Below are 26,101 nucleotides of genomic sequence, written 5' to 3' on the forward strand. Positions count from 1 at the left end.
GCAATGGCGATGGTCGCCCGGCGACGACGTCAGCGATCGTGGCCGAGGTGTGCCAGGGCGGCCCTGGCCGCGTGGTAGCCGCACATGCCGTGGGCGCCGGGTCCCGGTGGGGTGGCGGCGGAGCAGAGGTAGTAGCCGGGCACACCGGTCGAATAGGGCGAGAGGGTGATCCGTGGCCCGAACGTCAGCTGCCGGATGTCCTTGGCGCCGGTCATGATGTCGCCGCCGGCATAGTTGGCGTTGTAGTCGGCCATCCCGCTCGTCGAGCGCGAGGTGTGTGCCACGATCCGCTCGCGAAAGCCCGGTGCGAAACGCTCGATCTGGCCGATGATGGCCTCGGTGGCGTCGCCGGTGTAGCCGTGCGGCACGTGGGCGTAGCTCCACACGGGGTGCACGTCGCCGACCGAGCGTTGCGGGTCGGCCAGATATTGCTGGCCGACCAGGACGAACGGTCGCTCGGGCATCCGGCCGGCATGGATGTCGCGTTCGGTTGCGGCGAGTTCGTCGAACGTCCCGGCGAGGTGGACGGTGCCGGCCCGGTGCGCGGCTGCGCTGGTCCAGGGCACACCCTCCCGCACCGCGAAGTCGACCTTGAACGCGCCGGGACCGCGGCGGAATCGGCGATAGGCGCGAGCCACGCGTTGCGGCAGCGCATCGCCGAGGATGTCGGCGACGGCCTCGGGAGCCAGGTCGAAGACCGTGACGTCGGCGGCCGGCAGCTGCCCGGCCGCGCCGATGCGGATTCCGGTCTCGATGGTGCCGCCCAGTTCGGTCAACACGGTGGCCATCGCCGTGGTGATGCTCCGCGACCCGCCGGCGGCGACGGCCCAACCGTGCCGGTGTCCGGCGGTCAGGATGCCCAGCCCGATCGCCGAGGTCATCGGCAGGTGCAGGGGGCGGAAGGCATGTGCGGCCACCCCGCCGAACAGCGCCCGCGCCGCCGCGGTCCGGAACACCCGCGACAGCGTGGAGGCCGGCAGCAGCGTGGGCGCCCCGAACCGGGCCAGCATCAGTGGGTGTCGCGGCACACTCACGAGGGGGCCCATGATGTCCTCGGCCAGCGAGTCGAATCGCGCTGCGGCGTAACCGAACAGGGATCTCCACGCCGGTCCGTCGACACCGAGGCCCGCCGCGGTGTCCCCGACCGAGCGGTAAAGTGCGGCAGCCTCGCCTCCGTCGAGTGGGTGGACGCAGTCGATATCGGTCCATCGCCACGACAGCCCGTACCGATCGAGGTCACGGAGCAGGGGCGAACCGACGGCCATCGGGTGGATCGCCGAACAGTGGTCGTGGAGCAGGCCGGGCAGAAGCGCCTCCCCGGTGCGGGTGCCTCCGCCGATGTCGTCGGCGGCCTCCAGCACCGTCACCGACAGCCCGGCGCGGGCCAGCGTCACGGCGGCGGCGAGCCCGTTGGGCCCGCCGCCGACGACGGTCGCGGTGCTCATCGAGGAGCCATTCTTCCCGCCGCGATCACGCCAGTGCCCCGCGGCCCCGTCGGGTACCACGGTCTCGCGACCAGCTGACCCGGGTGGGAATGGGGCCGTCGGGCAGCCAGGGCTGTGCGGCGACGGCATCGGCCACCTTCCAGGTGCCTTCCTCGACGACACCCAGCGCCGCGTCGATCAGCTGGTAGCGCTGCACCGACGATCCCCAGGCCTGCGACTCCACCCAGGCCACCACGAGCTCGCCCGGCTCGAAGCGCGCCTGGCGCTGGACGGCGGCGATCATCGCGGCGTCGTGCAGGTGGCCGTCGCCGAAGTTGAAACCGATCAGCGTGTTGCAGGCGAACTCCGCTTCGCGGACGGTACGGGTGTCCAGGTCGGGCAACGCCTTGAGCAGCACCGAGAGCAGTCCACGGCCCTGGCTGTGCATGCTGCGCCAGGCCACCGCCTGCTGCATGGTCACCTCGGCCCACAGCGGCTCGTAGCCGAAGCCGATGAACTGGTCGACGGTGTTGGCGGCCGGTCGGGTCACCCGGTCGAGTTTCTGCTCGGCCCCCGGGGCGAACGCCCACGTCGCCGAGGCCCAGTTGCCGGCGTACTGGCGCATCGACGGCAGGAAGGACACCTTGTCGGGACGGAAGTTGCCCAGGATCGGGAAGAACACCAGCGCGGCGACGATCGCGGCGGTCAGCCAGGGCGAGGACATGTCGGTGACGGCGTAGCCGTCCCAGGCGGGGAAGCCCAGGAAGAGGAACACCGCGGCGTAGGAGAACAGCACATTCCATTCCAGCGGTACGGCAAGCGGGAACGTCGAGACGATGAACAGATGGAACGCCACCATCAGCACCACCGCCGACACGGTGAGGGTGGCGTCGGCCGAGAACAGCAGCACCAGCGGCGCGACGATCTCGACGGTGGTGCCCAGCACGTGGGCCATCACATCGGCGACGCGGGATGGCCGCAGATCCCTGGGGAAATCCCGGAACTGGGCCCGCTTGAGCCAGGCAGAAGGGATGCAGGGGCTGTTGCACACCATGGGCGGGATGACGTTCGAGAAGTGTCTGCCGAACTTCGAGACGCCGGCGCCGACCCACACCACGACGATCAGCAACTTCAGCGCGATGATCATGTCGACGAATCCGAGGGTGGCGAAGAAGAACATCGCCGGCAGATACTGTTCGCCCCGGGCGCCCAGGAAGATCGTCTTGTCGCGTAGTCCGATCAGCACCAGCAGCGCCATCGGGGCGATCATCAGGATCGGGTTCACCAGCCCGGAGGTGTTGTCCGGCAACGCTGCCCGCAGTGACGGGGTGCTCACCCCCGGCGCCAGCAGCGCCACCGCGACCGAGACGAGCAGCGCCAGATAGACCACGACGTCGAATCGAGTACGCCGGTCACCGGCCGTCAGCGGTACCCATGTCCAGGGACGGAGGCGGATGGTGCCGGGCCGGGCCCAGAACCGGATTCCCCCGGTCATCGGTTTGACCTTGCCGGCCAGCGGACCCCACGACCCGGCCACCCCGATCGCTTCCAGCAGGACGGTCCACAGCACCAGCTTCTGGTAGACGATCGGCTGGTCCCACCATTGCCCGACGTGCCAGAACGCGGGCAGGTCGGAGGTGGCCGTGGCGATGACGACCCCGCCGAGCGCGTAGAAGAACACGAGTTTGGCGATGTAGATGGTGTGCACCATCCGCGGTGAGCCGAAGCCCCGCTCGACCCAGCTGAGGGCAAGCAGGTGCAGCCGGTCCATCAGCGGCTTTCGCAGGAACTCCGCCGGTTCGACCGCGGGCAGGTCCGGTTGGGTGAATCCCATGGCGTGACTCCTTGATTCGGTGGATGCGGGTCGGGTCAGCCGGATACCGCAGCGGAGGCGGTGCGGGCTCGCAGCGCCGGCTTGTCGATCTTTCCGACGGGGTTCTTGGGCAACTGGTCGAGCACGGTGATCTCAGCGGGGCGTTTGTATTTCGCCAACGAGGCCTCCAGATGGGCCTGCAGCGTTGCGACGTCGACCCGGGCGCCCGGGGCGGCCGAGACGAACAGCACCGGGACCTCGCCGTACACCGGGTGCGCACCGCCGACGACGGCGGCCTCGGCGACCTCGGGAAGCCGGTGGACGACGGTCTCGATCTCCTTGGGATAGATGTTCTCGCCGCCGCGGATGATCATGTCCTTGGCGCGGTCGACCAGCACCAGGTAACCGTCTTCGTCGAGGCGGCCGATGTCGCCGGTGTGCAGCCAGCCGCCGGCGAGGGTGCTTGCGGTCTCCTCCGGTCGGTTGAGATAGCCGAGCATCACGTTGGGGCCGGCGATCAGCACCTCGCCGGACTCGCCGGGGGCCACCGGCCGACCGTCGGCGTCGGCGATCCTGACGCGTTGACCGGGCAGCGGCAGGCCCACCGTCCCGGGCTTGCGCGGACCGTGCAGCGGGTTGGCGGTGCTGGCACAGGTGCCTTCGGACAGTCCGTACCCCTCGATGATGGGCACCCGATAGCGCCTCTCGAAGTTCGCCAGCAGCTCGACGCTGGCCGGTGCGGCCCCGCAGACGGCGAACCGCAACGACGAGGTGTCCGGGACGGGTTCGGGCGGTAGCCCGACGAGCATCGTGTAGATGGTGGGCACCGCCGAGAAGAAGGTGGCGCGGCTGCGCTGCACCCGGTCGAAGAACGTGGCGGGGTCGAAACGCCCCGCGATGGTGGTGTGGCCACCGACCAGCAGCGGGCACAGCGTGCCCACCACGATCCCGTTGACGTGGAACAGCGGCAGGATCAGCAGGCTGCGGTCGGCGGCCGTCAGCGCGAAGGCGTCGATCGCCATCGCGCACATCGCGTCCAGATTGGCCTGGTCGAGCATGACGCCCTTCGGTCGGCCGGTGGTGCCGCTGGTGTAGATCACCAGCGCCAGCGCCCGCTCGTCGGCGGCCGGCTCGATCGACGGGTCCGGCTCGGCGTCGAGCTCGGCGGGGGTGAGAATCGTGGCACCGGCCTCGTCGCCGTCGGGACGGTCGGTGATGAGCACCCGCGCCGCGGCGTCGGTGATCTGATACTTCGCCTCGTCGGCCGACAGCGCGGGGTTCAGCGGTGTCACGGCGGCGCCGAGTCGCCACGCGGCGAACAGCGCCACCACCAACGTGACGGTGTTGGGCAGCGAGACGGCGACGATGTCCCCGGCGCGCACGCCGTGCCGGCTCAGTGCCGTCGCCGCGCGCCGGACGGCGTCGCGGAACTCGGCGTTGGTCAGGGAACGCTCGTCATCGGCGAGGCAGAGGCCGTGGGGCGCCTCGGCGGCCCGCCGATCGGGTAGGGACGGCAGCTTCACGGGGATTCCTGGAATCGATCGGTGGTGTACGAACGCCACAAAGCTAGGAGTCAGTGATCCCGATCACTCCGTCACCCGGCGATCAAATTGCGTCACGCACTTGTATCGAGAGCACAAAACCTGCCTGGGGCGGCGTGGGCGGGGTCTACCGTGCGGTGGTGGCTTCAGGCGATGGCCGCTCGGTGGTCGAGGCGCGGGTGGCGGCGGTCATCGACTCGGTCGAGCAGCGCGGCGGCGAGCTCATCGGCAGGATCCAGCGACACCTGGCCGCCGAGATCGCCGAGCTCGGCGGTGATGCCCAGCTGCTCGAACTGATGGGCGCCAGCGTCGCCGGGAACGTGGAGACGGTGTTCGACGCGCTGCGCTACGGCATCGGCATCGAGCGGATCGAGCCGCCGACCGCGGCTCTTGAATACGCCCGCCGGGTGGCGCAGCACGGGATCCCGGTGACCGCGCTGGTGCGCGCCTACCGGCTGGGCCAGCAGCAGATGCTCATGGATGTCCTGGACGAGGTCCGGCGTGCCGACCTGGCGCCGGACCAGGCGTTGGACGTGTTCGACGTGATCTCCTCGGTCACGTTCCGCTATATCGACTGGATATCCGAGCAGGTCATCCAGGCCTACGAAACCGAGCGCGAGCGATGGCTGGAGAACCGCAACAGCGTGCGGGCGGTGCGTGTTCGTGAACTGGTGGAGACCCCCGCCGACCAACTCGAGCACCTCGACGTCGACGCTGCGGGCACCGCGATCCGCTACCCGCTGCGCCGCAGCCACCTCGCGGTGATTCTGTGGGTGGCAGCCGGCGAGGAGGCGTCCGGGCGTGAGCTTCTGCGGCTGGAACGGTTCCTGTGCGAACTGGGCGACTCCCTCGGGCTGCGCGACGGCCCACTGTTCGTGGCGGCCGACCGGGTCAGCGGTTGGGGCTGGCTCCCGCTCACGGAGGGCGCCCATGCCGACCCTGTCGAGCGCATCCGGCAGGTGGTGGCCGGCAGCGAGGATCCGCCGTACCTGGCGGTCGGCACCGAACTTCCGGGGGCGCTGGGATTCCGGCGATCGCACATGCAGGCCCGTACCGCGCGCCGCGTGGCGATCGTGGGAGCGCGGGGCCGCCGCGGACGCCCCCGCGTCACCGCCGCCGGCGACCCGGGGGTGTCCGCGGCGGCCCTCCTCGCCGAGAACCTGGCGGCCACCCGGGAGTGGGTGGGCGAAACACTCGGGCCGCTGGCCGCCGACACCGAATCCGACGGCAGGCTGCGGGAGACGCTGCGGGTGTTCCTGCGCGAGGGCGCGAGCTACAAGGCCGCCGCCGACGTTCTGAATCTGCATTTCAACTCGGTGCGGTACCGGGTCCAGCGGGCGTTCGAACGCCGAGGCCGGCCCATCGGCGCCGACCGCATCGACGTCGAGCTGGCGCTGCTGGCCTGCGACCAGTTCGGCGCCGAGGTGTTGCGGACCGCGGGGCCGTCGGCCACCACCTGAGGCTCGGTGGCGCGCGGCGACGTTCAGGTGGTCGGCAGCGGCGCGGGGGAGTCCGTGGCGGCCTTCATGCTCGCGAACATGTCCGTGTAGTACGGCAGACAGTCGGCCATCGCCTGCTGGGTGGTGAACAGCGGCTGGTAACCGAGATCGCGGCGGGCCTTGGCGATCGAGAAGTAGTTGTCGAGGTAGAGACGTTCCACCGCAAGCGGTTCCAGCGGTGGCTGGGGGAGCCCGAAGCGGAAGTGCAGCCGCTGCCAACCGGACATGGCGCCGCGCACCATCCGCCCCGACACCCGCAGCGTGGGCAGGCGCTCGCCGCACGCCTCGATCACCGGCCGGGCGAACTCGAACATGTTGATCGGCTCGCCGTCGTTGATGAAATAGGCCTGCCCGGGGGCGGTCCCGCCGGGGACCAGATGCTCGGCGGCCAGGATGAAGCCGTGCACCAGGTTGTGCACGTAGGAGTTGTCCAACTTGGCGTTCTTGCTGCCGATCAGCACCTTCACGTGCCCGGCGATGACGCTCTCGAAGACCTTGCGGAACATCGTCTTGTCGCCGCGGCCCCAGATCCCCGAGGGGCGGATGGAGCAGGTGAGCATGTCCGCCACGCCGTTCTGGGCGAGGACGAACCGCTCCGCGGCCACCTTGGTCTCGGTGTAGAGGTCGTTGAACCGGTCGGTGTAGGGCAGCGTCTCGTCACCGCCGGAGATGCGCTGCCCGCCCATCACCACGCTGTTCGACGCCGTGTAGACGAATCGCCCGACCCCGGCGCGTTGCCCGGCGTGGACCAGGTTCTCGGTGCCGCCGACGTTGACGGCGAAGCTGCGCCGCCGGTACTCCGCGGTGACCGAGCGCCCGCCGAGCAGCTCAATGATCGCCGCGGTGTGAAAGACCGTGTCCACGCCGGCGACGGCCGCGGCCACATCGTCGGTGTCGGTGATGTCGCCGACGACGGTCTCCAGCCCCGGCTGTGCGGGCAGCGGTGAGGGGGTGCGGTCGAAGGAGCGCACCCGGTGGCCGCGGGCGAGCAACTCGCTGACCAGGTTGCCCCCGACGAACCCGGATCCGCCGGTGACGAGGATCTGGCCCAGCCCGGCGGGCGGCCCGGCGGGTCCCGGGGCGGAACCGGTGGTGTCAGTCATGGGCGCCAGCATAACTGAAACACGTTCTAGAAATCGAGCCCCGGCCGAACCGGGGGCGGGTTCAGTCGTCCTCGGGGGCGGTCTCGTCGGCCTCGGCGGCCAGCGCGGTCTCGACGCGTTCCCGGGCGCCGGCCAGGTGCTGTTCGCATCGTTTGGCCAGTTCCTCGCCCTTTTCCCAGAGCTTGAGCGATTCGTCCAGGGACAGTCCACCCTGCTCCAGGAGATGGACGACCTCGACCAGTTCGTCGCGGCATTCCTCGTAGCCCCGCGCACTAATGGGCTTCACTTCTCCGGTTCTCCGTTTCTTCTCAGTCATCGCCACCCTCTCCGGTGCTGACCGCACCGATGGCGCCGTCGGCGACGCGGATCCGCAGCCGGGTGCCCTCGGGGGCCCCGGTCACCGACCGCAGGACCGCGGCGTCGTCGCCCGGGCCCGCCACCGCCTGGACCACCGCGTACCCGCGGGCCAGCGTCGCGGCCGGACCCAGTGTCGCCAGCCGGGCCGTCAGGTGCCCGATCCGCTCGGTCTCGGCGCCGACCAGCCGCCCGATGTCGCGGCGGGCGGCCGCCCGGGCCCGGTCGACCTCCTCGGCGCGGACCTCCAGCATCCGCAGCGGCGCCGCGAGCACGGGCCGGCTGCGCAGCTGGGCGAGGTGATGGTCTTCCCGGGTCACCCAGTGGCGCAGCGCCCGTGCGGTACGCCGGCGCAGGTCGGCGACCAGGGCCAGCTCGGCCGCGGTGTCGGGCACGACGCGCTTGGCGGCGTCGGTGGGCGTGGCGGCGCGCACGTCGGCCACCAGGTCACACAGCGGGTTGTCCGGTTCGTGTCCGACGGCGCTGACCACCGGCGTCCGGCACGCCACGATCGCCCGGCACAGGGTCTCGTCGGAGAACGGCAGCAGATCCTCGACGCTGCCGCCGCCGCGGGCCACCACGATCACCTCGACCTCCGGGTCGGCGTCGAGTTCGCGCAGCGCCTCCACGATCTGGGCCACCGCGTTGGGGCCCTGCACCGCGGTGTTGCGGATCGCGAAGCGTACGGCCGGCCAGCGGGCGGCCGCCACCGTCGTCACATCGTGCTCGGCGTGGCTGGCCCGCCCGGTGATCAGCCCGATCCGTGCGGGCAGGAACGGCAGCGCGCGTTTGAGCCGCCGGTCGAACAGGCCCTCGGCGTCGAGCAACCGGCGCAGCCGCTCGATGCGGGCCAGCAGCTCGCCGATTCCGACCGCGCGGATCTCGCTGACCCGCAGCGAGAACGTGCCGCGTCCGGTGTAGAAGCTGGGCCGCCCGAACACCACCACCTGGGTGCCCTCGGTCAGCGGCACCGGTGCCGAGGCGACCAGGTCGCGCGAGCAGGTCAACGTCAGCGACATGTCGGCCGCGGGGTCACGCAGCACCATGAACACAGTCGCGGCGCCCGGGCGCACGTTCATCTGGGCGATCTGGCCCTCGACCCACACGCTGCCCAGCTTGTCGATCCAGCCGGCCACCCGGATCGCGACGGCGCGTACCGGAAACGGGTTCTGCGCAGAATGCCCCTGCGCGGGTGCGTTCACTTGGTGCTGGCGCGGGTGATTCTGTTGGCCAGCAGGGTCTGGAACGGGGCGCGGGCCTTGCTGGCCTCCTCGTAGGCCAGCAACTCTTCGAGCTCGGCCACCGACAGCGACTGCAGCCGGGCGCGCAGCTGGGCCAGCGTCAGCGAGCCGTACTCGATGGTGGCCGCCACCGCGGGCGCGGTGATCGACGCGTCGGCGTCGCCGTCGGGCCCGCCCGGCGCCGCGGTGCCCGCCTCGGCGGGTTCGGGAATCGAGTAGAGCGCGAAGCGGCCCTCGGTCATGCGGCCCGATTCTGCCGATGCCGCCGGCTCGCGGTCGCCGTCCTCGGTGGCCTCATCCTCGTCGAAGGTGGCCCACGCCGGCTGCTCGTCCCTCGGCGGGAAGATGGACTCGAGGGTCTCGTCGCCCTTGATCACCAGATCCGCCAGATCCTGCTGCACCTTCATCACCAGGTGGGCGACCTGGCTGGCCAGCGTCATCGGGTACATCATGATGTTCTGCGGCAGTCTGCGGGTTTCCTCGACGGCCGTCGCCGCCACTCCCACCAGCAGCCGGACGCCGTATGGTGCAGTCGCCATGTCGGCAAGCCTACGGGTGGCTCGCCGCGCTCGTAGGCAGGCCCGGGGGAAGTTACCCTGGTTTGTATGCCGCCAACCGTCAATATGGGCCTTCCCGGTGCCACCCGGCCGGCGGCGGACTCCGTCACCGGTAAACGGGTGCTTCTCGCCGAACCGCGAGGGTACTGCGCCGGTGTGGACCGGGCCGTCGAGACCGTCGAGCGTGCGCTGGAGAAACACGGCGCCCCGGTCTACGTCCGCCACGAGATCGTGCACAACCGCCACGTGGTGGAGACGCTGGCCAAGGCGGGGGCGATCTTCGTCGACGAGACCGACGAGGTGCCCGAGGGCGCCATCGTGGTGTTCTCCGCCCACGGCGTGGCGCCGACCGTCCACGACACGGCCGCCCAGCGCCGCCTGCAGGTCATCGACGCGACCTGCCCGCTGGTCACCAAGGTGCACAACGAGGCCAAACGCTTCGCCCGCGACGACTACGACATTCTGCTGATCGGTCACGAGGGGCACGAGGAGGTCATCGGTACCGCCGGCGAGGCGCCCGACCATGTCCAGCTGGTCGACGGGCCCGCCGCCGTCGACGACGTCGTCGTCCGCGATGAGAGCAGGGTCATCTGGCTGTCCCAGACGACCCTGAGCGTGGACGAGACGATGGAGACCGTGCAGCGGCTACGCGAGCGTTTCCCCAGCCTGCAGGACCCGCCCAGCGACGACATCTGCTACGCCACCCAGAACCGTCAGGTCGCGGTGAAGGCGATGGCGCCCGAATGCGAGCTGGTGATCGTGGTCGGCTCGCGCAACTCGTCGAACTCGGTGCGGCTGGTCGAGGTCGCCCTGGGCGCCGGCTCGGATGCCGCGCACCTGGTGGACTACGCCGACGACATCGACCCGGCCTGGCTCGACGGTGTGACCACCGTCGGCGTCACCTCCGGGGCCTCGGTGCCCGAGGTGCTGGTCCGCGGGGTGCTCGAGCGGCTGGCCGACAACGGTTTCGACACCGTGCAGCCGGTGACCACCGCCAACGAGACGCTGGTCTTCGCGTTGCCCCGGGAGATCCGTCCGGCCCGGCGCTGACCCGGGGGCCGCTCCGGTCGCGCACCGGTGCCCGCCTCAGCCCCCGTAGCGCCAATCGTCGGCATCGAGCCGGTGACGTGAGGGGCGGCTGCGGTATTCGACTCGGTCGTCGCCGTCACCGGCGGACTCGCCCCGGTACCGCACATGGGAGAACGGGTGATGCGTGCCGCCGTCCGGTGACCGCCGGCGCGGCGCGGGAGATTCGTAGGGGTCTCGGCGTTCGTAGGGGCGTGCGCCGTTGAGGTCCTCGGGGGAGTCGTAGCGGCTGCGCCGCCGCATGGGCGGCGCGTAGGGGTCCTCGTGAGCGTCGCGGGGGTCTCGGGCGTCCCGCGTGTTGTACGTGTCCCGTGGTCCGCGCCGCCGGGGACGCGGCGGTGGTTCGCGCAGCGCCTCGTCGCGCGGCGGGCGTGGACGGCGCCGCGGGGGCCGCGGGTCGTCCGGCCGGTCGGCACCGCGGTGACCGCCGAGACCGTCGAGGTCGTCGACGCGGTCGGCCTCGCGGGCCGGGCCGGGCCGGCGCCGGCGCGGGGGCGGTGCGTCCCGGTCGTCGGGCGCGGGTCTGGGTTGGCGTGACCGGGCGGCGGCGGCGCGTTTCCCGGCGGGGCGGCGGGTGCCGGTCTTGGCGCCGGCGGACTGCCGGTTGACGGCATGGCGGCGGGACCGTTTCTCGGTGTCGGTCTTGGTGTCCGTCCCGGTGTGCTCGTCGGCGGTGTCCCGGGCGACCGCCGGGCGGCCCAACAAGTCGGTGAACCTGGCGCGCAACCCGGCCGCCACACCCACGGCGGCCGCACCGGCCGCCGCGGTCGCGGCACCCTCGGTGGCCGTCGCCGTTGTTCGGCCCGCCGCGCCGAAATACCACCGGGCCAGCCCGATCACCAGCACGATCACCGATGTCGAGAACATCAGCAGGAACCGCTCGATCAACGGGTAGCCGCAGTTGATGAGCAGATCCTTGATCCCGTGGATCTCGGAGTGGTGGAACAGGAAGTAGGCCGAGGGCACGGCGACGAACAGGATCAGCGGGGGCTGCACCACCGCGGTGAAGATTCCGACCCGCCGCACCGCCAGCACGGCGGCGACGCAGCCGACCAAATACAGCGCGGCGAAGACGTTGGTCAGTTCCCGGTCCCCGGAACCGGCGTCGAAGGCGATGCCGGCGGCGGCGGAGGTCACCGCGATGAGGACGGCAGCCCACCACGGCACACCCGGGATGTCGGGATGCGCCGAGCGATGTTCGGCCGGGATCGACGACCGCGCCCGCTGAGCTGACACACGTAGACCGTACCGGCTGGCGCCGAGGTAGCGCTGATGGCGGGCGGGCTAGCGCATGTCGCCGGACCCGGCCGCCGTGACCGGTGTCACCGTCGACGTGCCGTGCCCGCCGGGGTGCCGCGGCGCTCTAGACTTGGGATCCCGTGAGCCTCAACCTGGGAATCGTCGGCCTGCCCAACGTCGGGAAGTCGACGCTCTTCAACGCCCTGACGCGCAACGAAGTCCTGGCCGCGAACTATCCGTTCGCGACCATCGAGCCCAACGAGGGCGTGGTGCCGCTGCCCGATCCGCGGCTGGACAAGCTCGCCGAGATCTTCGGTTCGGAGAAGACCGTGCCCGCCCCGGTCACGTTCGTCGACATCGCCGGCATCGTCAAAGGGGCCTCCGAGGGCGCCGGACTGGGCAACAAGTTCCTGGCCAACATCCGCGAATGCGACGCCATCTGCCAGGTGGTGCGGGTCTTCGCCGACGACGACGTCGTCCACGTCGACGGCCGAGTCGACCCCCGCTCCGATATCGAGGTGATCGAGACCGAGCTGATCCTCGCCGACATGCAGACGCTGGAGAAGGCCGTGCCGAGGCTGGAGAAGGAGGCCCGCAACAACAAGGACCGCAAGCCGGTCTACGAGGCGGCCGTGGCCGCCCAGCAGGTGCTCGACGGCGGCAAGACCCTGTTCGTCGCCGGGGCCGACACCTCGCTGCTGCGGGAGCTGAACCTGCTGACCACCAAACCGTTCCTGTACGTCTTCAACGCCGACGAGGCCGTGCTGACCGACCCGGCCCGGATCGCCGAGCTGCGCGAGCTGGTCGCCCCGGCCGACGCGGTGTTCCTCGACGCCAAGATCGAGGCCGAGCTGCAGGAGCTCGACGACGAGTCGGCCGCCGAACTGCTGGAGTCGATCGGGCAGACCGAGCGCGGGCTCGACGCGTTGGCCCGGGCCGGTTTCCACACCCTCAAGCTGCAGACCTACCTGACCGCGGGCCCCAAGGAGGCCCGGGCGTGGACCATCCACCGCGGCGACACCGCACCCAAGGCCGCCGGGGTGATCCACACCGACTTCGAGAAGGGCTTCATCAAGGCCGAGGTGGTCTCCTTCGACGACCTCGTCGAGGCCGGGTCGATGGCCGCCGCCAAGGCCGCCGGCAAGGTGCGCATGGAGGGAAAGGACTACGTGATGGCCGACGGCGACGTGGTCGAGTTCCGGTTCAACGTCTGATAGTCCGGCAAGATCCGGCAAGATCCGGCAAGATCCGGCAATAGGAAGGCAGTAGACGCGGCCGCGGGCGATGACGTGGACCGGCCTCGGTGGAGTGGCCGCGCTAGCCTGAAATTCATGGTGGAGAGTCGACGCTCGGTTCTCATATCGGGTGCAAACAAGGGACTCGGCTTCGAAACCGCCCGGCAGCTCGCGGCGCGCGGATTCTTCGTCCACCTCGGTGCCCGTGACATCGACGCCGGCCGACGCGCCGCCGAGCAGATCACCGACACCGGCGGGGCCGCCGAGGCCGTACGACTCGATGTCTCCGACGCCGGCAGCATCGCCGCGGCGGTTGCCGCCGTCGCGTCGAGCGGACGCGGCCTCGACGTACTCGTCAACAACGCCGGCCGCTTCGTCGAGGCGCCGGCCACCCAGACCACCGCCGCCGAGATGGCCGATGTCTACGCCACCAACGTGTTCGGCGTCGTCGAACTCACGAACGCCTGCCTGCCGCTGCTGGCGGCATCGAGCCGGCCGCGGATCGTCAACGTGCCCAGCACCACGGCGTCGCTGTCGATGACCGCCGGCGGGCACGATTTCGGCGGGTACGCGTCCACGCGAATGGCGTATTCCAGTTCGAAGGCGGCGTTGAACATGGTGACCCTGCAGCTCGCGGATGCCTTGCGCGCCGACCCCGCGTTCGCCCACATCACGGTCAATGCCGTCACCCCGGGATATGTCGCCACCGACATCAACAACCACCGCGGCGTCCGAACGGTCCAGGAAGGCGCGCGCATCATCGTCGACATGGCCGTCGCGGGGGAGGACGGACCGCACGGCGGCTTCTTCAACGACGAAGGACCCGTGCCGTGGTGACTAGATGGAGTTCCGGCTCGGCGTCGAACTGCACTCCCGGTTCTCCCAGGATCAGGGTTTTAGCAGCTGAGCCCGCGAAGGGCGACGGCGACAGTTTGGATTGCATGCTCGGTTCCTGCTGCGGTGTCGACGCGAAGCACTTCCTGAGCCCAGGGTTCGTAGATGCGTGTCTCGGCCTGCTGCCACGTCGGTACCGCGAGCCCCTCGAGGTCTGCAGACCGCGACTCGACGCGCCGCCGGTGTGCGTCTGTGTCGCTGCATATGACCTCGACGTCGATGTGGCTGGCCTGGCTCACCTGCGCAACCTCGGTCCGAGCCCGTCGGGTGCGTCATCGCCGCTTTCGATTGTGTCGAGCCGCGCCGATCATCGATCGCGCTAGAATTCTGTACATGTTGACGCTGCCATTGGCCGAGGTGCGGGCAACTCTGTCCAAGCTCGTCGAGGAGGCGGTGCGCACCCATCAGCGGATCGAGGTCACCCGGCAGGGCCGGCGGGCCGCGGTGATCCTCAGCGCCGACGACTACGACTCGATCATGGAGACCCTGGCAATCCTCAGCGACCGTCAACTGATGCGGGAGGTCGCCCAGGCCGAGGCGGAGGCGGAGGCGGGCGACGTGTACACACTGGACGAGGTGAGCGAGGAGATGCGGGCCGCCGGGCGGCTACCAGGGTGACCTATCGGATCGAGCTGACTCCATCTGCCAAGAAGACGCTGACGGAAACACTGCCCGAAGCCGTCGCAGTGGCTTGCTGGGAGTTCATTCGAGGTCCCCTCGCCGAGAATCCGCACCGTGTCGGCAAGCCCTTGCGTGGTCAACTGGAGGGCCGGTACTCGGCGAGACGCGGCGAATTTCGGTTGATATATCGGATTTTCGATGAGAGAGTCGCGGTTCGGGTCATCCACATCGCTCACCGGCGTGACGCTTACCGGTGACGTGATCTCGGCTGATTCTCTCCGGCTCCGAGGCGCCAGGGGCGACGCCCGAGTCACCGGTCGCGCGGCTCGATGCACGAGATCGCGAAGATTGCGAAGACCGCAGAGATCATGGCCAACGGGCCGAGGACGGCGAGCGCGGACAGCGGGTCGCCCCACCGGAACGGATAGTGCTCGAACAGCCGCTCACCGGCGTTGTCGGAGGGTGCTTCTAGCATCCCCTCTACACGACGCTGTCCGATAGGGACGGCGTCGCCCGGCCTGGGAGGACCATGAGATTCATCTCGACTCGGATCATCACCGCCGACGTCGCCCGGCTCGTTGGTTTCTACGAGCTGGTCACGGGCAGCGCCGCGGTGTGGAGCAACGAGCTCTTCGCCGAGATCGCCACACCCGTGGGCACATTGGCCATCGGCAGCGACAAGACGGTCCCGCTGTTCGGTCCGGGCTCGGCCGAGCCGGCAGCGAATCGGAGCGCGATCCTCGAGTTCCTTGTCGAGGACGTCGACGCCGAATACGCGCGGTTGCGCGACCACGTCGGGGAGATCGTCACCGCGCCGACGACGATGCCGTGGGATAACCGTGCGCTGTTGTTCCGTGATCCAGAGGGCAACCTCGTCAACCTGTTCACTCCGGTCAGCGACGCCGCGCGTGCGAAGTTCGGGGTGTAGCGACGCCCGCAGGGGCCTTCGAACGCGGCTTGACCGGTGATCACTCCTGGGCGGGGTCCCCTGAGAGGGTGAGGCACCCGATGGTGTTGCCGGCCTTGTTGGTGAACCAGAGGTTGCCGTCGTCCGGTCCCGCCTTGATGTCGAACGGGCCGTCCACCTGCGGGGGCCCTCCGGCGAAACGCCACCGCCCGGTGGCGGGGTGGTACCCGGCGAGCATGTTCGCCGCGGTATCGGCGATCCACACGGCGCCGTCCACGCCGGCCCAGACGCCGTCGGGTTCACGCAGACGCTCATGGGTCACGTGCCGCGCGCTGCCCGAAGGGTCGGCCGGATCGAACGACCACAGCCCGGCCGGCTCGCGGGTGCTCAGCCACAGGCGTCCGTCCGCGGTCTGGGTCCAGGCCCGCGGGCTGCCGAGGGGAGGTTCGACGACGCCGACAGTGCCCGAGGCGGTGTACAGGCAGCCGACGGTGTCGGTCGAGGAGTTGACCCACCACACCCGCCCGTCGCCGCCGGGGAAGATGTTGGCGGGCAACCGGACCCGGTTCGCCGGATCGGCGAACGTCTCGATGCGGCCGTCACGCACCCGGCCCACCCGGTGGTTGCCGATGCTGGTGAACCAGACGTCTCCGGCGGCCGCGATCACGCCCGAGGGGCCGTCGAGGGCCCGATCACCGAACACCCGGATCGTCGTCACGGCGACAGCCTAAGCCGCTACCCCGGCAGCACGGCGATCTCGCGGCCCAGCTCGTAGCCGGGCGCCAGGGGCAGCGAGTCCCCGCTCCAGAAGGATCCCGGATCGAAGTAGTTCTCCCGCTTCTCGGTGCTCAACAGGCCCATCTCCTCGTAGGTGATGGCGACCGTCTCCGCGCAGTAGGCGGCCTCCAGTCCCGTGCTGCGACGGCGGGTCTTGCTCTGCTCGGCCGACCGGCGAACTCGGGGGTGTACGAGGGGGATTCCCCGGGTCCAGTCGCTGACTGTGGGCAGCCGGCCACGCAGCCAGCGACCGGTCAGCCGTGCGGTGGACGGGAACGGCGTGCCGTCCATCCGGGCGATCACCTTGAGCATCCGGTCCTCCTGCTCACGATCGGCGAACGGCATGAGCTGACGCAGCCAGCACCGCTGCCCGTACCGGTCCATCCACTGTTCGACCGAGGCCCGCAAATCGTTGAGCTGCACGCCGCGGTGATACGAGCCCGTCCACAGATCCAGGAGCTTGTCGCCGAGCTCGGCATGCCACATCAGCGGCGGCAGGTCATCGATCGCCACGGTCATTCCGACGTGGTTGACCGGCGCGTTGGTCATCGTCTGGATGGCGCGGTCGGGCCCGGACACCCCGCGGAACAGCCAGATGTCCCCGGTGCGGGTGGCTTCCAGCGCCTGGCCGAGGCCAACGGTGCTCGCGTTCACCCCCGCAGCGTAGGCACACTGACGCTATGCGCAGCGTATGGAAGTGGATCGGCCTGGCCGGGGTCGTGGGTGTGGCGGCCGGTGGCGTGCTCGTCGCCCGGGATCAGCGTCGCCGCAACTCCTACACCCCGAACGACATCCGGGCCCGCCTGCACGCCCGGCTGGCCGAGGCCGAGGGCGCGGCCGACGGGCCCTGACGGGGTTCAGCCGCTGTTGAGCGCGCGGGTCCACATCCGCGTCAACAGGTCGGTGAGCACCTGCGGGTTCATGGCCTCGCGCCCGGCGTCCGCACTGCCCACCGCATGGTGAACCTGGGCTTCCATCCCCGACACCACCAGCTGCGACACCAGCCTGCGGTGCTCGGTGACCACGCCGAGCCGCTCGAACTGGAGGGCCACCTGGTCGGCGATGGCGTCGTCGGCCTCGCGCAGCTGCCTGAGCAGCTGGGGCGTTCGTGGGGCGCTGTCGTAGAGCAGGTTGTGCAGGTGTCTGTCCCGGATGTGCAGGGCCACCAGGCCCTCCGCCGCGGTCCGGACCGTCTCTTCGAGGTCCTGGTTGGTCGCGGTCATGGTCTCGAACATCGTGGTGTGGCTGGCCAGGCTGTCGGCGATGTGGCGTTCGGCCAGGGCCGACAGCAGGGCGTCCTTGTCGGGGAAGTAGTGATACAGCGTGCCGATCGAGATGCCCGCGGCGTCGGCGACCTTGTTGGTGGTGGTGCCCGCATAGCCGAGGTCGGCGAAGACCCTGGACGCGACGGTCAGTATCCGCTCGTAGGTCTGGCGTGAGCGCTGCTGGCGCGGCTCGCTCCGGGTCTTGGCCATCCACGCATCCTGGGGTACTCGAGGGAGGTTTGAATACCTTAGTTTCTGAGCGTTCGCGGCGCTTTGTAAACCGTGGTTCTGCGCGTCGGCGGGCGGCCGGTGCCGGGACCGAATGACGGTCGGCCCGGTGGTCAGGGCCGGCTGACGAACTCCACGACCACCTCGCTGAACGCGTCGTTGTCGTCCCCGGCTGCGGTGTGCCCGGCGCCGGTGAGTTCGACGAACTCCGCGGCCGGCACCTTCTGCAGGAAGTCGTTGACGCCCTCGGTGCTGACCACGTCGGAGAGCTTGCCGCGGATCAACAGGATCGGGATCTGCAGCTCCTGGGCGGCCGCCTCCAGCTTGTCGGTCCGTTCGAACGGGTCGTCGGTGGGCTTGGTCAGAAAGGCCGGATCCCAATGCCAGTACCACCGGCCGTCCCGGCGTCGCAGGTTCTTCTTCAGGCCCTCGGGGCTGCGGGGCTTTGCCCGGTGCGGGAGATAGGCGGCCACCGCCTCGGCGGCCTCGTCCAGCGAGTCGAAGCCGTGCACGTGGTTGAACATGAAATCCCGGATGCGGGCACTGCCGGTCTTCTCGAAGCGGGGCACCACGTCGACGAGCACGAGTTTGGTCACCCGGTCCGGCCCGGCCTCGTGCGCGACCAGGATTCCGGTGAGACCACCCATGCTGGCCCCGATCAGGCTCACCGGCCGGCCGATCGCGTCCATCACGTGGCGAACGTCGGCGGTGAGCTTCTCCAGCGCGTAGTCGGCGCCGGGTGCGCGGTCGCTGTCACCGTGGCCGCGAGTGTCCACCGCGACGACGTGGAAGCCCCGCTCGGCCAGCACCTGGCCGGTGTTCTTCCACGAGAAGCGGTTCTGACCGCCGCCGTGCAGCATCAGAATCGTGGGATGCTCGGCGGCCGCGGCGGACCCGCGGTTCCATTCGTCGCCCACCAGCGTGATGCCGTCGGCGCCGGAGAACTCGACGGTCTGCGGTGTGATCACTCCGTACCCACTTTCTGCGCCAGGCACCCGACGTTACCCAGCGGCTCGGCCGCCGCTGCGGCGCACCCCGGCCATGCCCGTCACCTGAATTCATTCTTTGCTGCCCGTGCACGCCGGGCCGCGTGGGCGGGCAACTCTGTGGCAACCGGCACGCCGCCGAATGAGATATGCGAAGATCGCCTGGCTGCCGAGAGGTCTGGGGGGCGGTTCGGCGGACCGGTCACCAGGTCTGACAAACGGTTGCTCGCCGTGAAAACGGTGGTGTACGTTCTTCGTCAGTTCTGTGTCACAGGTCACAGTGGTAACGCGGGAAGTGGGGGCGGAGTGGAAGGACAGCAGCGGCCGATGACGTCGAGGACGACCCCGCAGGTGGCCTCGCGGCACGGACTGCTGCCCGTCCGCCCCGGGGGGCGCTGAGTGGTTACCGCGCAGTCATTCGCCAAGCCCGTCCGGTCGATCGGGGGCTTCTTCGCGATGACCATGGACACCTTCGTGGCCATGTTCCGACCACCGTTCGCGTGGCGCGAGTTCATCCTCCAGACCTGGTTCGTCGCACGGGTCTCCATCGTGCCGACGCTGATGCTGGCGATCCCGTTCACCGTGTTGCTGGTGTTCACCTTCAACATCCTGCTGGTCGAGTTCGGCGCGGCCGACTTCTCGGGCACCGGCGCCGCGATCGGCACGGTGACCCAGATCGGACCCATCGTCACGGTGCTCGTCGTCGCCGGCGCCGGCGCCACCGCGATGTGCGCGGACCTGGGCGCCCGTACCATTCGCGAGGAACTCGACGCCCTGCGGGTGATGGGCATCAACCCGATCCAGGCCCTGGTGGTGCCGCGGGTGCTCGCGGCCACCGCGGTGGCCCTGCTGCTGGCGTCCACGGTCATCGTCGTAGGCCTGACCGGGGGGTTCTTCTTCTCGGTGTTCTTCCAGCACGTCACCCCGGGCGCCTTCGTCGCGGGCCTCACGCTGATCACCGGCACCGCCGACGTCATCATCGCGCTGGTCAAGGCCACCCTGTTCGGACTCTCGGCGGGCCTGATCGCCTGCTACAAGGGGATTTCCGTCGGCGGCGGACCGGCCGGTGTCGGCAACGCGGTCAACGAGACCGTCGTGTTCACCTTCATCGCCCTCAACGTCATCAACCTGCTGGTGACCGCCGTCGGTGTGCAGGTGACGGCATGACCGCCGTCTCGACCGATTCGTTCGTGCGCCTGCGGCGCACGGTCCGCTCCTGGGGGGAGGGCTGGAACCGGATCGGCCGGCAGACCAAGTTCTACGGCCGCACCCTCAAGGGCACCTGGGACGCCGTGATCTTCTACAAGGGGGAGGTCATCCGGCTGATCGCGTCGATGGGTCTGGGCGCCGGCGCCCTGGCCGTGATCGGCGGCACCATCGCCATCGTGGGCTTCCTGACCCTGACCACGGGCGCGCTGGTCGCGGTGCAGGGCTACAACCAGTTCGCCACCATCGGTGTGGAGGCCCTGACGGGGTTCGCCTCGGCGTTCTTCAACGTCCGGCTCATCGCCCCGCTGACCGCCGGGGTCGGGATGGCGGCCACCATCGGTGCCGGTGCCACCGCACAGCTCGGCGCGATGCGCATCAACGAGGAGATCGACGCCCTGGAGGTGATGGGCATCCGCGCCATCGCCTACCTGGCCTCCTCGCGGGTGATCGCCGGCGTCCTCGTGGTCATTCCGCTGTACTGCGTCGCGGTGCTGATGTCCTTCCTGGCCGCCCGCGTCGGCACCACGGTCATCTACGGCCAGTCCACCGGTGTCTACGACCACTACTTCCGGACGTTCCTCAATCCCGTCGACCTGATCTGGTCGTTCCTGCAGGCCCTGGCCATGGCGCTGGTGATCATGCTGGTGCACACCTATTACGGATTCACCGCCTCCGGCGGGCCGGCCGGGGTGGGTGAGGCGGTCGGTCGCGCGGTGCGGACCTCGCTGATCGTGGCGGCGCTTGTGGTGGTGGCGATTTCGCTGGCCGTCTACGGCCAGTCCGGCAACTTCAACCTCTCCGGGTAACGGGAGACCCGAACACATGGACGATGACAAGGGTTTGCACCCCGCATGGGCGACGGCGATTCTCGTCGTGGTCCTGGCGGTGCTGGCCTGGCTCACCGGCGCGCTGTTCGCGGGAACCCTGGAGAAGTACGTCAACGTCACGCTCACCTCGGACCGCTCCGGGTTGGTGATGGAGACCGGCGGCAAGGTCAAGATGCGCGGCGTGCAGGTCGGCCGGGTCGGTCAGATCACCGGCGGCCGGGAGCCGGTCACGCTGCAGCTGGAGATCTATCCCGACCAGATCAAGAACATCCCGGCCAACGTGGGCGCACAGATCCGCGCCACCACGGTGTTCGGCGCCAAGTTCGTCGACCTGATGTATCCCGAGGATCCCAGCGCGAAACGGCTGTCCGACGGGCAGGTGCTCAAGTCCTCCAACGTCAGCACCGAGGTCAACACCGTGTTCCAGAACCTGGTCGGGGTGCTCGACCAGGTCGACGCCGTCAAGCTCAACGCGACGCTGACCGCGCTCGCCGACGGTGTGCGCGGGCAGGGCGAACGCATCGGTGAGGCGACCACCGACGCCAACCAGGTTCTGCTGGCACTCAATCCGCGCAGTGACACGATCCGTGCCGACTGGCAGGCCCTGAAGGGATTCAGCGACACCTACAGCGCCGCGGCGGGCAACATCCTCAACACCCTCGACGCCCTGTCGACCACCAGCGTCACGATCACCAAGAACGCCAAACCCCTGGACGCGTTGCTGCTCAACGTGATCGGTCTGTCCAACAGCGGTATCGCGCTGCTGGCGCCCAACCAGCAGAACCTGATCAAGGCCATCAACACGCTGGAGCCGACCACCAACCTGCTGATGAAGTACAACCCGGAGTACACCTGCATGCTGGTCGGCGCCAAGTGGCTGCTCGACAACGGCGGATACGACGCCACCGGCGGCAACGGCAAGTCCTTCATCGTCGACGGCGGCGCCCTGGCCGGCGACGACCAGTACCGCTACCCGGAGAACCTGCCGATCACCGGCGCCAAGGGCGGCCCCGGCGGCAAACCGGGATGCGGCTCGCTGCCGATCGTCGACGACAACTGGCCGGTGCGGGCGCTGGTCACCAACACCGGATGGGGCACCGGCGTGGACATCCGGCCCAACCCCGGCATCGGATTCCCCGGCTACGCCAACTACCTGCCGACCACCCGCGGCATTCCCGAACCGCCCAGCGTGCGTAATCTGTTCGGCGGCCCGGCGCCCGGCCCGAACGTCGGCAACCCGCCCAAGGTGATCCCGGAGCCCGGCGACTACCCCTACGGCGCGCAGATGTACGCCCCCGACGGCACCCCGCTGTGGAACAACCTCCCGCCGGCGCCACCGCCCGGTGCGCCGCGCGCACCGGGACCCACCCCCGGATCGGAACCCTTCGTGGTGCCCTTCCCCGGTCAGCAGCCGACCCCGCTGCCGCCGACACCGCTACCGGTTCCGGCCGCCCCGGGGCCCCAGCAATAGGTCGCTCCCAGGGGGCCGCGGACCGTAGAGTCCCCATCCCGACAACTCCGAGACCAGCGAAAGGCGACAGGCAGTGAAAGACAACCTGGTAGGTGCGCTGTGGCGCCTGGCCATCTTCGTGATGGTCTGCCTGCTGGGGATGTTCGCGCTGTTCGCCGTGTTCGGTCAGCTCCGGTTCGAGAAGGCGCAGAGCTACCGCGCCCACTTCTCGAACGTGACCGGGCTGCAGGGCAACGATTTCGTGCGGATCGCCGGGGTGGAGGTCGGCAAGGTCCAGGCCATCACCGTCAACGACGACGGCACGCTCGACGTGGAGTTCACCGCCGACGACTCGGTGGTGCTCACCCACGGCACCCGGGCGGTGATCCGCTACGACGACCTGATCGGCGGCCGCTATCTGTCGCTGACCGAAGGCGCCGGCGACACCAAGCGGCTCAAGCCCGGCGACACGATCCCGCTCGACCAGACCGAGCCGGCCCTGGATCTCGACGCGCTCATCGGCGGCTTCCGGCCACTGTTCCGTGCCCTGGATCCCGACCAGATCAACGCCCTGTCCGGGCAGCTGATCAGTGCGCTGCAGGGCCAGGGGGCCACCATCGGTTCCTTCCTGTCGCAGACGGCGGCGCTGACCAACACCCTCGCAGACCGCGACCAGCTGATCGGTGAGGTCATCACCAACCTGAACACGGTGATGGGTTCGCTTGCCGGGCAGAGTGATCAGTTCGGTAAGGGCGTCACCGCGTTGTCGGAGCTGATCTCCGCGCTGGAGAAACGCAAGACCGACATCGCCGACGGGGTGGCCTACACCAACGCCGCGGCCGGCTCGATCTCCGACCTGCTGGCCCAGGCCCGGCCGCCGCTGAAGAAGGTGGTGACCGAGACCGACCGCACCGCCGGCATCGTGATGGCCGATCACGCCTACTTCGACGACCTGCTGGATACACTGCCCAACGCCTATCAGGTGCTCAACCGGCAGGGCATCTACGGCGACTTCTTCAGCTTCTACCTGTGTGACGTGTCGCTGAAGCTCAACGGCAAGGGCGGCCAGCCGGTGTACGTCAAGGTTGCGGGTCAGGACACGGGGAGGTGCACACCGCGATGAAGTCCTTCGGTGAACGCAATCCCTTCGTGATCGGCCTGATCGGAATCATCGGCACGACCGCCATCGTGCTGGCCGCCCTGAACTATCAGAAGCTGCCCTTCTTCAACCAGGGCAAGACGTATTCCGCCTACTTCGCCGAGGCGGGCGGTCTGGCGGGCAACGCCCAGGTGCAGGTGTCGGGCCTGCGCGCCGGCCAGGTCACCAGCATCAGCCTGGACGGTCAACACGTGCTGGTGAAGTTCAAGGTGGACAAGAGCATTCGCCTCGGTGACCGCACCGAGGCGGCGATCAAGACCAAGAGCGTGCTGGGCACCAAGTACCTGGAGGTCACCCCGCGGGGCGAAGGCAGCCTCGACCAGACCATCCCGGCCGACCGCACCCGCTCGCCCTACCAACTGCCCGACGCGCTGGGCGATCTGGCCGCCACCATCAGCGGTCTCAACACCGATCAGCTCTCCGACTCGTTGCGGGTGCTGTCCTCGACGTTCTCCGAGACGCCCCCGGAGCTCAAGGCGGCCGTCGAAGGTGTGGCCCGGTTCTCCGACGTCCTCAACGAGAAGGACGCCCAGCTGAGGGATCTGCTGACCAACGCCAACAAGGCCACCACGGTGCTGGCCGACCGCAGCGACCAGGTGGTCGGCCTGATCCGCAACACCAACGCGTTGATGGCAGAGCTGCAGACCCAGAGCGCCGCCCTCGACGAGATCTCGGGCAACATCTCCACCCTCAGCCGGCAGCTGCAGGGCTTCATCGCCGAGAACCGCGTGACCATGAAACCGGCGCTGGAGAAACTCAACGGCGTGCTGGCCACCATCGACAACCGCCGCGACCGGGTGCAGAAGTCGATCAAGATGCTGGGCACCTACGCGATGGCGCTGGGTGAGTCGGTGGCCGCCGGCCCCTTCTTCAAGTCCTACATCGCCAATCTGCTGCCCGGCCAGTTCGTTCAGCCGTTCATCGACGCGGCCTTCTCCGACCTCGGCCTCGACCCGAACGTCAAGCTGCCCAGCGAGCTGGTGGACCCGCAGATCGGCCAGCCCGGAACACCGGCCCTGCCCGTGCCGTTCCCGCGCACCGGCCAGGGCGGCGAGCCGCATCTGAACCTGCCCGACGCGATCACCGGCAATCCCGAAGACCGGCAGTGCGGCCCGCCGGGCATCGCGTTGCCGGGTCCCGGCTGCTATCCGCTCCGCGAGCCGCTGCCGGCCCCGCCGCCGGGTGGCCCGCCGCCCGGGCCGCCGGGCATCGCGCCGCCGGGCATCGCCACCACCCCGGCACCGTCGGTGGCACCGGTCGCGGTTCCCGGGCCCGGCCAGCTGCCCCCGGTGACGCAGACGGCGCCCGCACCCCCGCAGGGCCCGCTGCCCGGCCCGGCTGACGGGGAGGGCGGCCGATGACGAGTCCGAGGATGACCCCGCGCGTGGGCCGCAACGGCAAGATCGGTATCGCCGTTCTGCTGGTGCTGGCGATCGTCGCCGCGGTGGCGCTGCTGCTGCGCCCCGGCGGCCCCATCAACCGCACCAACGTGGTGGCCTACTTCGACAACAGCAACGGGATCTTCGTCGGTGACGACGTGGACATCCTCGGGGTGCCGGTGGGGCGCATCGACAGCATCGAGCCCCAACCGGAACGGGTGAAGATCAGCTTCTCCTTCGACAGCAAGTACAAGGTTCCCGCCGACGCCAAGGCCGTGATCCTCTCGCCGGCGCTGGTGACCAGCCGCGCGATCCAGCTCACCCCCGTCTACTCGAGCGGTCCGACGATGCAGGACGGCGCCGTCATCGGTCAGGACCGCACCGCGGTCCCGGTGGAGTGGGACGATTTCCGGGAACAGTTGGAGCGGTTGACCGAGACGCTGCAGCCCACCGAGCCCGGCGGGGTCAGCACGCTGGGCGCACTGGTGAACACCACCGCGGACAACCTGCGCGGTGAGGGCGCCAACATCCGGCAGACGTTGATCAAACTGTCGCAGGCCATTTCGGCGCTCGGCGACCACAGCACCGACATCTTCAGCACCGTGAAGAACCTGTCGATCCTGGTCTCGGCGCTGCAGTCGAGCACCGACCTGATGCGCCAGCTCAACCAGAACCTCGCGAACGTGACCGGCCTGCTCGCCGACGACCCCGGGGAGGTCGCCGCCGCGGTCTCCGATCTCAACGCGGCCGTCGGCGACGTCCAGAGCTTCGTCGCCGACAACCGCGAGACGTTGGGCACCACATCGGACAAGCTGGCCGCGGTGTCGCAGACGCTCTACGACAGTCTCGACGACATCAAGCAGCTGCTGCACGTCGCCCCGAACACGCTGCAGAACTACGTGAACATCTACCAGCCGGCCCAGGGGGCGGCCACCAGCGTGCTGGCGATCAACAACTTCGCCAACCCGATCTCGTTCCTGTGCGGGGCCGTCCAGGCGGCCTCCCGGCTGGGCGCCGAGCAGTCGGCCAAACTGTGCATGCAGTATCTGGCGCCGATCGTCAAGAACCGGCAGTACAACTTCCTGCCGCTGGGACAGAACCTGTTCGTGGGCACCCAGGCCCGTCCGAACGAGGTGACCTTCAGCGAGGACTGGCTGCGGCCCGACTACATCCCGCCGTCCAGTGCCCCGCCGGCCCCGCCGGCGGGGCACTGGACGGCGGGATGTAGTCGGGCCGCAGCCAGTCCTCGCTGAAGGTCACCTCGTTCGGACGGGCCTGGGTGCCCACGAACAGGTTCTGTCCCAGCG

Annotated in this window: 27 protein-coding genes; 14 read left to right on the plus strand and 13 right to left on the minus strand. The window is 69.5% G+C overall.

The genetic code is table 11. The features are described 5' to 3' along the window. Positions 1-29: 29 nt before the first annotated feature. From CSR00_RS19330 to CSR00_RS19340, 3 genes are read right to left on the minus strand one after another with little or no spacing between them, the layout of a single operon-like run. Complete coding sequence (locus CSR00_RS19330) at positions 30-1,445, minus strand: phytoene desaturase family protein (protein WP_099024045.1); 1,416 nt, start codon at positions 1,443-1,445, stop codon at positions 30-32. Between the two features lie 25 nt (positions 1,446-1,470). Further along, on the minus strand, positions 1,471-3,258 hold the full coding sequence (locus CSR00_RS19335) for a DUF3556 domain-containing protein (RefSeq protein WP_099024046.1): 1,788 nt from the start codon (positions 3,256-3,258) through the stop codon (positions 1,471-1,473). A 35-nt stretch (positions 3,259-3,293) separates the two neighbouring features. Then, a complete protein-coding gene (locus CSR00_RS19340) occupies positions 3,294-4,760 on the minus strand; it encodes a class I adenylate-forming enzyme family protein (RefSeq protein WP_099024047.1) in 1,467 nt (488 codons plus the stop codon). A gap of 158 nt (positions 4,761-4,918) precedes the next feature. On the opposite strand from CSR00_RS19340, the gene CSR00_RS19345 reads away from it, so the two are divergent. Further along, the gene (locus tag CSR00_RS19345; protein WP_245906264.1) at positions 4,919-6,238 is read left to right on the plus strand and encodes a PucR family transcriptional regulator; all 1,320 of its coding nucleotides are present in this window, start codon (positions 4,919-4,921) and stop codon (positions 6,236-6,238) included. A 23-nt stretch (positions 6,239-6,261) separates the two neighbouring features. Here CSR00_RS19345 and CSR00_RS19350 read toward each other — a convergent pair whose 3' ends face one another. From CSR00_RS19350 to CSR00_RS19365, 4 genes are all read right to left on the minus strand, one after another. Then, positions 6,262-7,380, minus strand: a complete 1,119-nt coding sequence (locus CSR00_RS19350; RefSeq protein ID WP_099024073.1) for a 3-beta-hydroxysteroid dehydrogenase — start codon at positions 7,378-7,380, stop codon at positions 6,262-6,264. 61 nt (positions 7,381-7,441) lie between these two features. Continuing rightward, positions 7,442-7,696 (minus strand): exodeoxyribonuclease VII small subunit, encoded by a 255-nt coding sequence (locus tag CSR00_RS19355; RefSeq protein WP_176562147.1) that lies wholly within the window; start codon positions 7,694-7,696, stop codon positions 7,442-7,444. Next, positions 7,689-8,936: an exodeoxyribonuclease VII large subunit gene (gene xseA, locus CSR00_RS19360; RefSeq protein WP_099024050.1), complete on the minus strand. Its 1,248-nt coding sequence runs from the start codon at positions 8,934-8,936 to the stop codon at positions 7,689-7,691. Before xseA ends, CSR00_RS19355 begins: the two co-directional genes overlap by 8 nt. After that, entirely contained in the window at positions 8,933-9,514 is a 582-nt protein-coding gene (locus CSR00_RS19365) for a lipid droplet-associated protein (RefSeq protein ID WP_099024051.1), read from the minus strand. Before CSR00_RS19365 ends, xseA begins: the two co-directional genes overlap by 4 nt. A gap of 66 nt (positions 9,515-9,580) precedes the next feature. Here CSR00_RS19365 and CSR00_RS19370 point away from each other — a divergent pair, with 66 nt between their 5' ends. Continuing rightward, positions 9,581-10,582 (plus strand): 4-hydroxy-3-methylbut-2-enyl diphosphate reductase, encoded by a 1,002-nt coding sequence (locus tag CSR00_RS19370; protein WP_099024052.1) that lies wholly within the window; start codon positions 9,581-9,583, stop codon positions 10,580-10,582. Positions 10,583-10,618: 36 nt separating this feature from the next. Here CSR00_RS19370 and CSR00_RS19375 read toward each other — a convergent pair whose 3' ends face one another. Beyond that, positions 10,619-11,854 (minus strand): DUF6542 domain-containing protein, encoded by a 1,236-nt coding sequence (locus tag CSR00_RS19375; RefSeq protein ID WP_099024053.1) that lies wholly within the window; start codon positions 11,852-11,854, stop codon positions 10,619-10,621. Between the two features lie 143 nt (positions 11,855-11,997). On the opposite strand from CSR00_RS19375, the gene ychF reads away from it, so the two are divergent. The 4 genes from ychF (at position 11,998) to CSR00_RS19400 (ending at position 14,864) form a co-directional block, all read left to right on the plus strand. Next, positions 11,998-13,071, plus strand: coding sequence for a redox-regulated ATPase YchF (ychF, locus tag CSR00_RS19380; RefSeq protein WP_099024054.1), 1,074 nt, complete (start codon positions 11,998-12,000; stop codon positions 13,069-13,071). 117 nt (positions 13,072-13,188) lie between these two features. Continuing rightward, positions 13,189-13,929 (plus strand): SDR family NAD(P)-dependent oxidoreductase, encoded by a 741-nt coding sequence (locus CSR00_RS19385; RefSeq protein ID WP_099024055.1) that lies wholly within the window; start codon positions 13,189-13,191, stop codon positions 13,927-13,929. Between the two features lie 390 nt (positions 13,930-14,319). Beyond that, complete coding sequence (locus CSR00_RS19395) at positions 14,320-14,604, plus strand: type II toxin-antitoxin system Phd/YefM family antitoxin (RefSeq protein WP_099024057.1); 285 nt, start codon at positions 14,320-14,322, stop codon at positions 14,602-14,604. Between the two features lie 68 nt (positions 14,605-14,672). Then, entirely contained in the window at positions 14,673-14,864 is a 192-nt protein-coding gene (locus tag CSR00_RS19400) for a type II toxin-antitoxin system RelE family toxin (RefSeq protein ID WP_407662479.1), read from the plus strand. Positions 14,865-14,917: 53 nt separating this feature from the next. On the opposite strand, the gene CSR00_RS30715 is transcribed toward CSR00_RS19400, so the two are convergent. Next, complete coding sequence (locus CSR00_RS30715; RefSeq protein WP_176562148.1) at positions 14,918-15,082, minus strand: hypothetical protein; 165 nt, start codon at positions 15,080-15,082, stop codon at positions 14,918-14,920. Between the two features lie 54 nt (positions 15,083-15,136). Here CSR00_RS30715 and CSR00_RS19405 point away from each other — a divergent pair, with 54 nt between their 5' ends. Next, positions 15,137-15,535, plus strand: coding sequence for a VOC family protein (locus CSR00_RS19405; RefSeq protein WP_099024059.1), 399 nt, complete (start codon positions 15,137-15,139; stop codon positions 15,533-15,535). Between the two features lie 40 nt (positions 15,536-15,575). Here CSR00_RS19405 and CSR00_RS19410 read toward each other — a convergent pair whose 3' ends face one another. Both CSR00_RS19410 and CSR00_RS19415 read right to left on the minus strand, forming a co-directional pair. After that, positions 15,576-16,232, minus strand: coding sequence for a Vgb family protein (locus CSR00_RS19410; protein WP_099024060.1), 657 nt, complete (start codon positions 16,230-16,232; stop codon positions 15,576-15,578). 17 nt (positions 16,233-16,249) lie between these two features. Next, on the minus strand, positions 16,250-16,945 hold the full coding sequence (locus CSR00_RS19415; RefSeq protein ID WP_099024061.1) for a guanylate cyclase: 696 nt from the start codon (positions 16,943-16,945) through the stop codon (positions 16,250-16,252). A 26-nt stretch (positions 16,946-16,971) separates the two neighbouring features. On the opposite strand from CSR00_RS19415, the gene CSR00_RS19420 reads away from it, so the two are divergent. Continuing rightward, positions 16,972-17,142, plus strand: coding sequence for a hypothetical protein (locus CSR00_RS19420; protein ID WP_099024062.1), 171 nt, complete (start codon positions 16,972-16,974; stop codon positions 17,140-17,142). Between the two features lie 6 nt (positions 17,143-17,148). Here the strand turns inward: CSR00_RS19420 and CSR00_RS19425 are convergent, their stop codons facing one another. Continuing rightward, on the minus strand, positions 17,149-17,766 hold the full coding sequence (locus tag CSR00_RS19425; RefSeq protein WP_099024063.1) for a TetR/AcrR family transcriptional regulator: 618 nt from the start codon (positions 17,764-17,766) through the stop codon (positions 17,149-17,151). A gap of 131 nt (positions 17,767-17,897) precedes the next feature. After that, a complete protein-coding gene (locus CSR00_RS19430) occupies positions 17,898-18,752 on the minus strand; it encodes an alpha/beta fold hydrolase (RefSeq protein ID WP_099024064.1) in 855 nt (284 codons plus the stop codon). A gap of 474 nt (positions 18,753-19,226) precedes the next feature. Between CSR00_RS19430 and CSR00_RS19435 the strand changes: the two genes are divergently transcribed. From CSR00_RS19435 to CSR00_RS19460, 6 genes are all read left to right on the plus strand, one after another. Further along, a complete protein-coding gene (locus CSR00_RS19435; protein WP_099024065.1) occupies positions 19,227-19,937 on the plus strand; it encodes an MlaE family ABC transporter permease in 711 nt (236 codons plus the stop codon). Further along, positions 19,934-20,785 (plus strand): ABC transporter permease, encoded by an 852-nt coding sequence (locus CSR00_RS19440; protein WP_099024066.1) that lies wholly within the window; start codon positions 19,934-19,936, stop codon positions 20,783-20,785. The genes CSR00_RS19435 and CSR00_RS19440 overlap by 4 nt, the downstream gene beginning before the upstream one ends. A gap of 16 nt (positions 20,786-20,801) precedes the next feature. Then, positions 20,802-22,277: an MCE family protein gene (locus tag CSR00_RS19445; RefSeq protein WP_099024067.1), complete on the plus strand. Its 1,476-nt coding sequence runs from the start codon at positions 20,802-20,804 to the stop codon at positions 22,275-22,277. Positions 22,278-22,350: 73 nt separating this feature from the next. Continuing rightward, positions 22,351-23,379 carry an MCE family protein gene (locus CSR00_RS19450; RefSeq protein ID WP_099024068.1) on the plus strand — a complete coding sequence of 343 codons (1,029 nt, stop codon included), beginning with the start codon at positions 22,351-22,353 and terminating at the stop codon, positions 23,377-23,379. Next, the gene (locus tag CSR00_RS19455; protein WP_099024074.1) at positions 23,376-24,776 is read left to right on the plus strand and encodes an MCE family protein; all 1,401 of its coding nucleotides are present in this window, start codon (positions 23,376-23,378) and stop codon (positions 24,774-24,776) included. The genes CSR00_RS19450 and CSR00_RS19455 overlap by 4 nt, the downstream gene beginning before the upstream one ends. Positions 24,777-24,787: 11 nt before the next feature. After that, complete coding sequence (locus CSR00_RS19460) at positions 24,788-26,047, plus strand: MCE family protein (protein ID WP_099024069.1); 1,260 nt, start codon at positions 24,788-24,790, stop codon at positions 26,045-26,047. The last annotated feature ends 54 nt before the right edge of the window (positions 26,048-26,101 follow it).

The sequence above is a fragment of the Mycolicibacterium palauense genome (assembly GCF_002592005.1).
Classification (GTDB): Bacteria; Actinomycetota; Actinomycetes; order Mycobacteriales; family Mycobacteriaceae; genus Mycobacterium; species Mycobacterium palauense.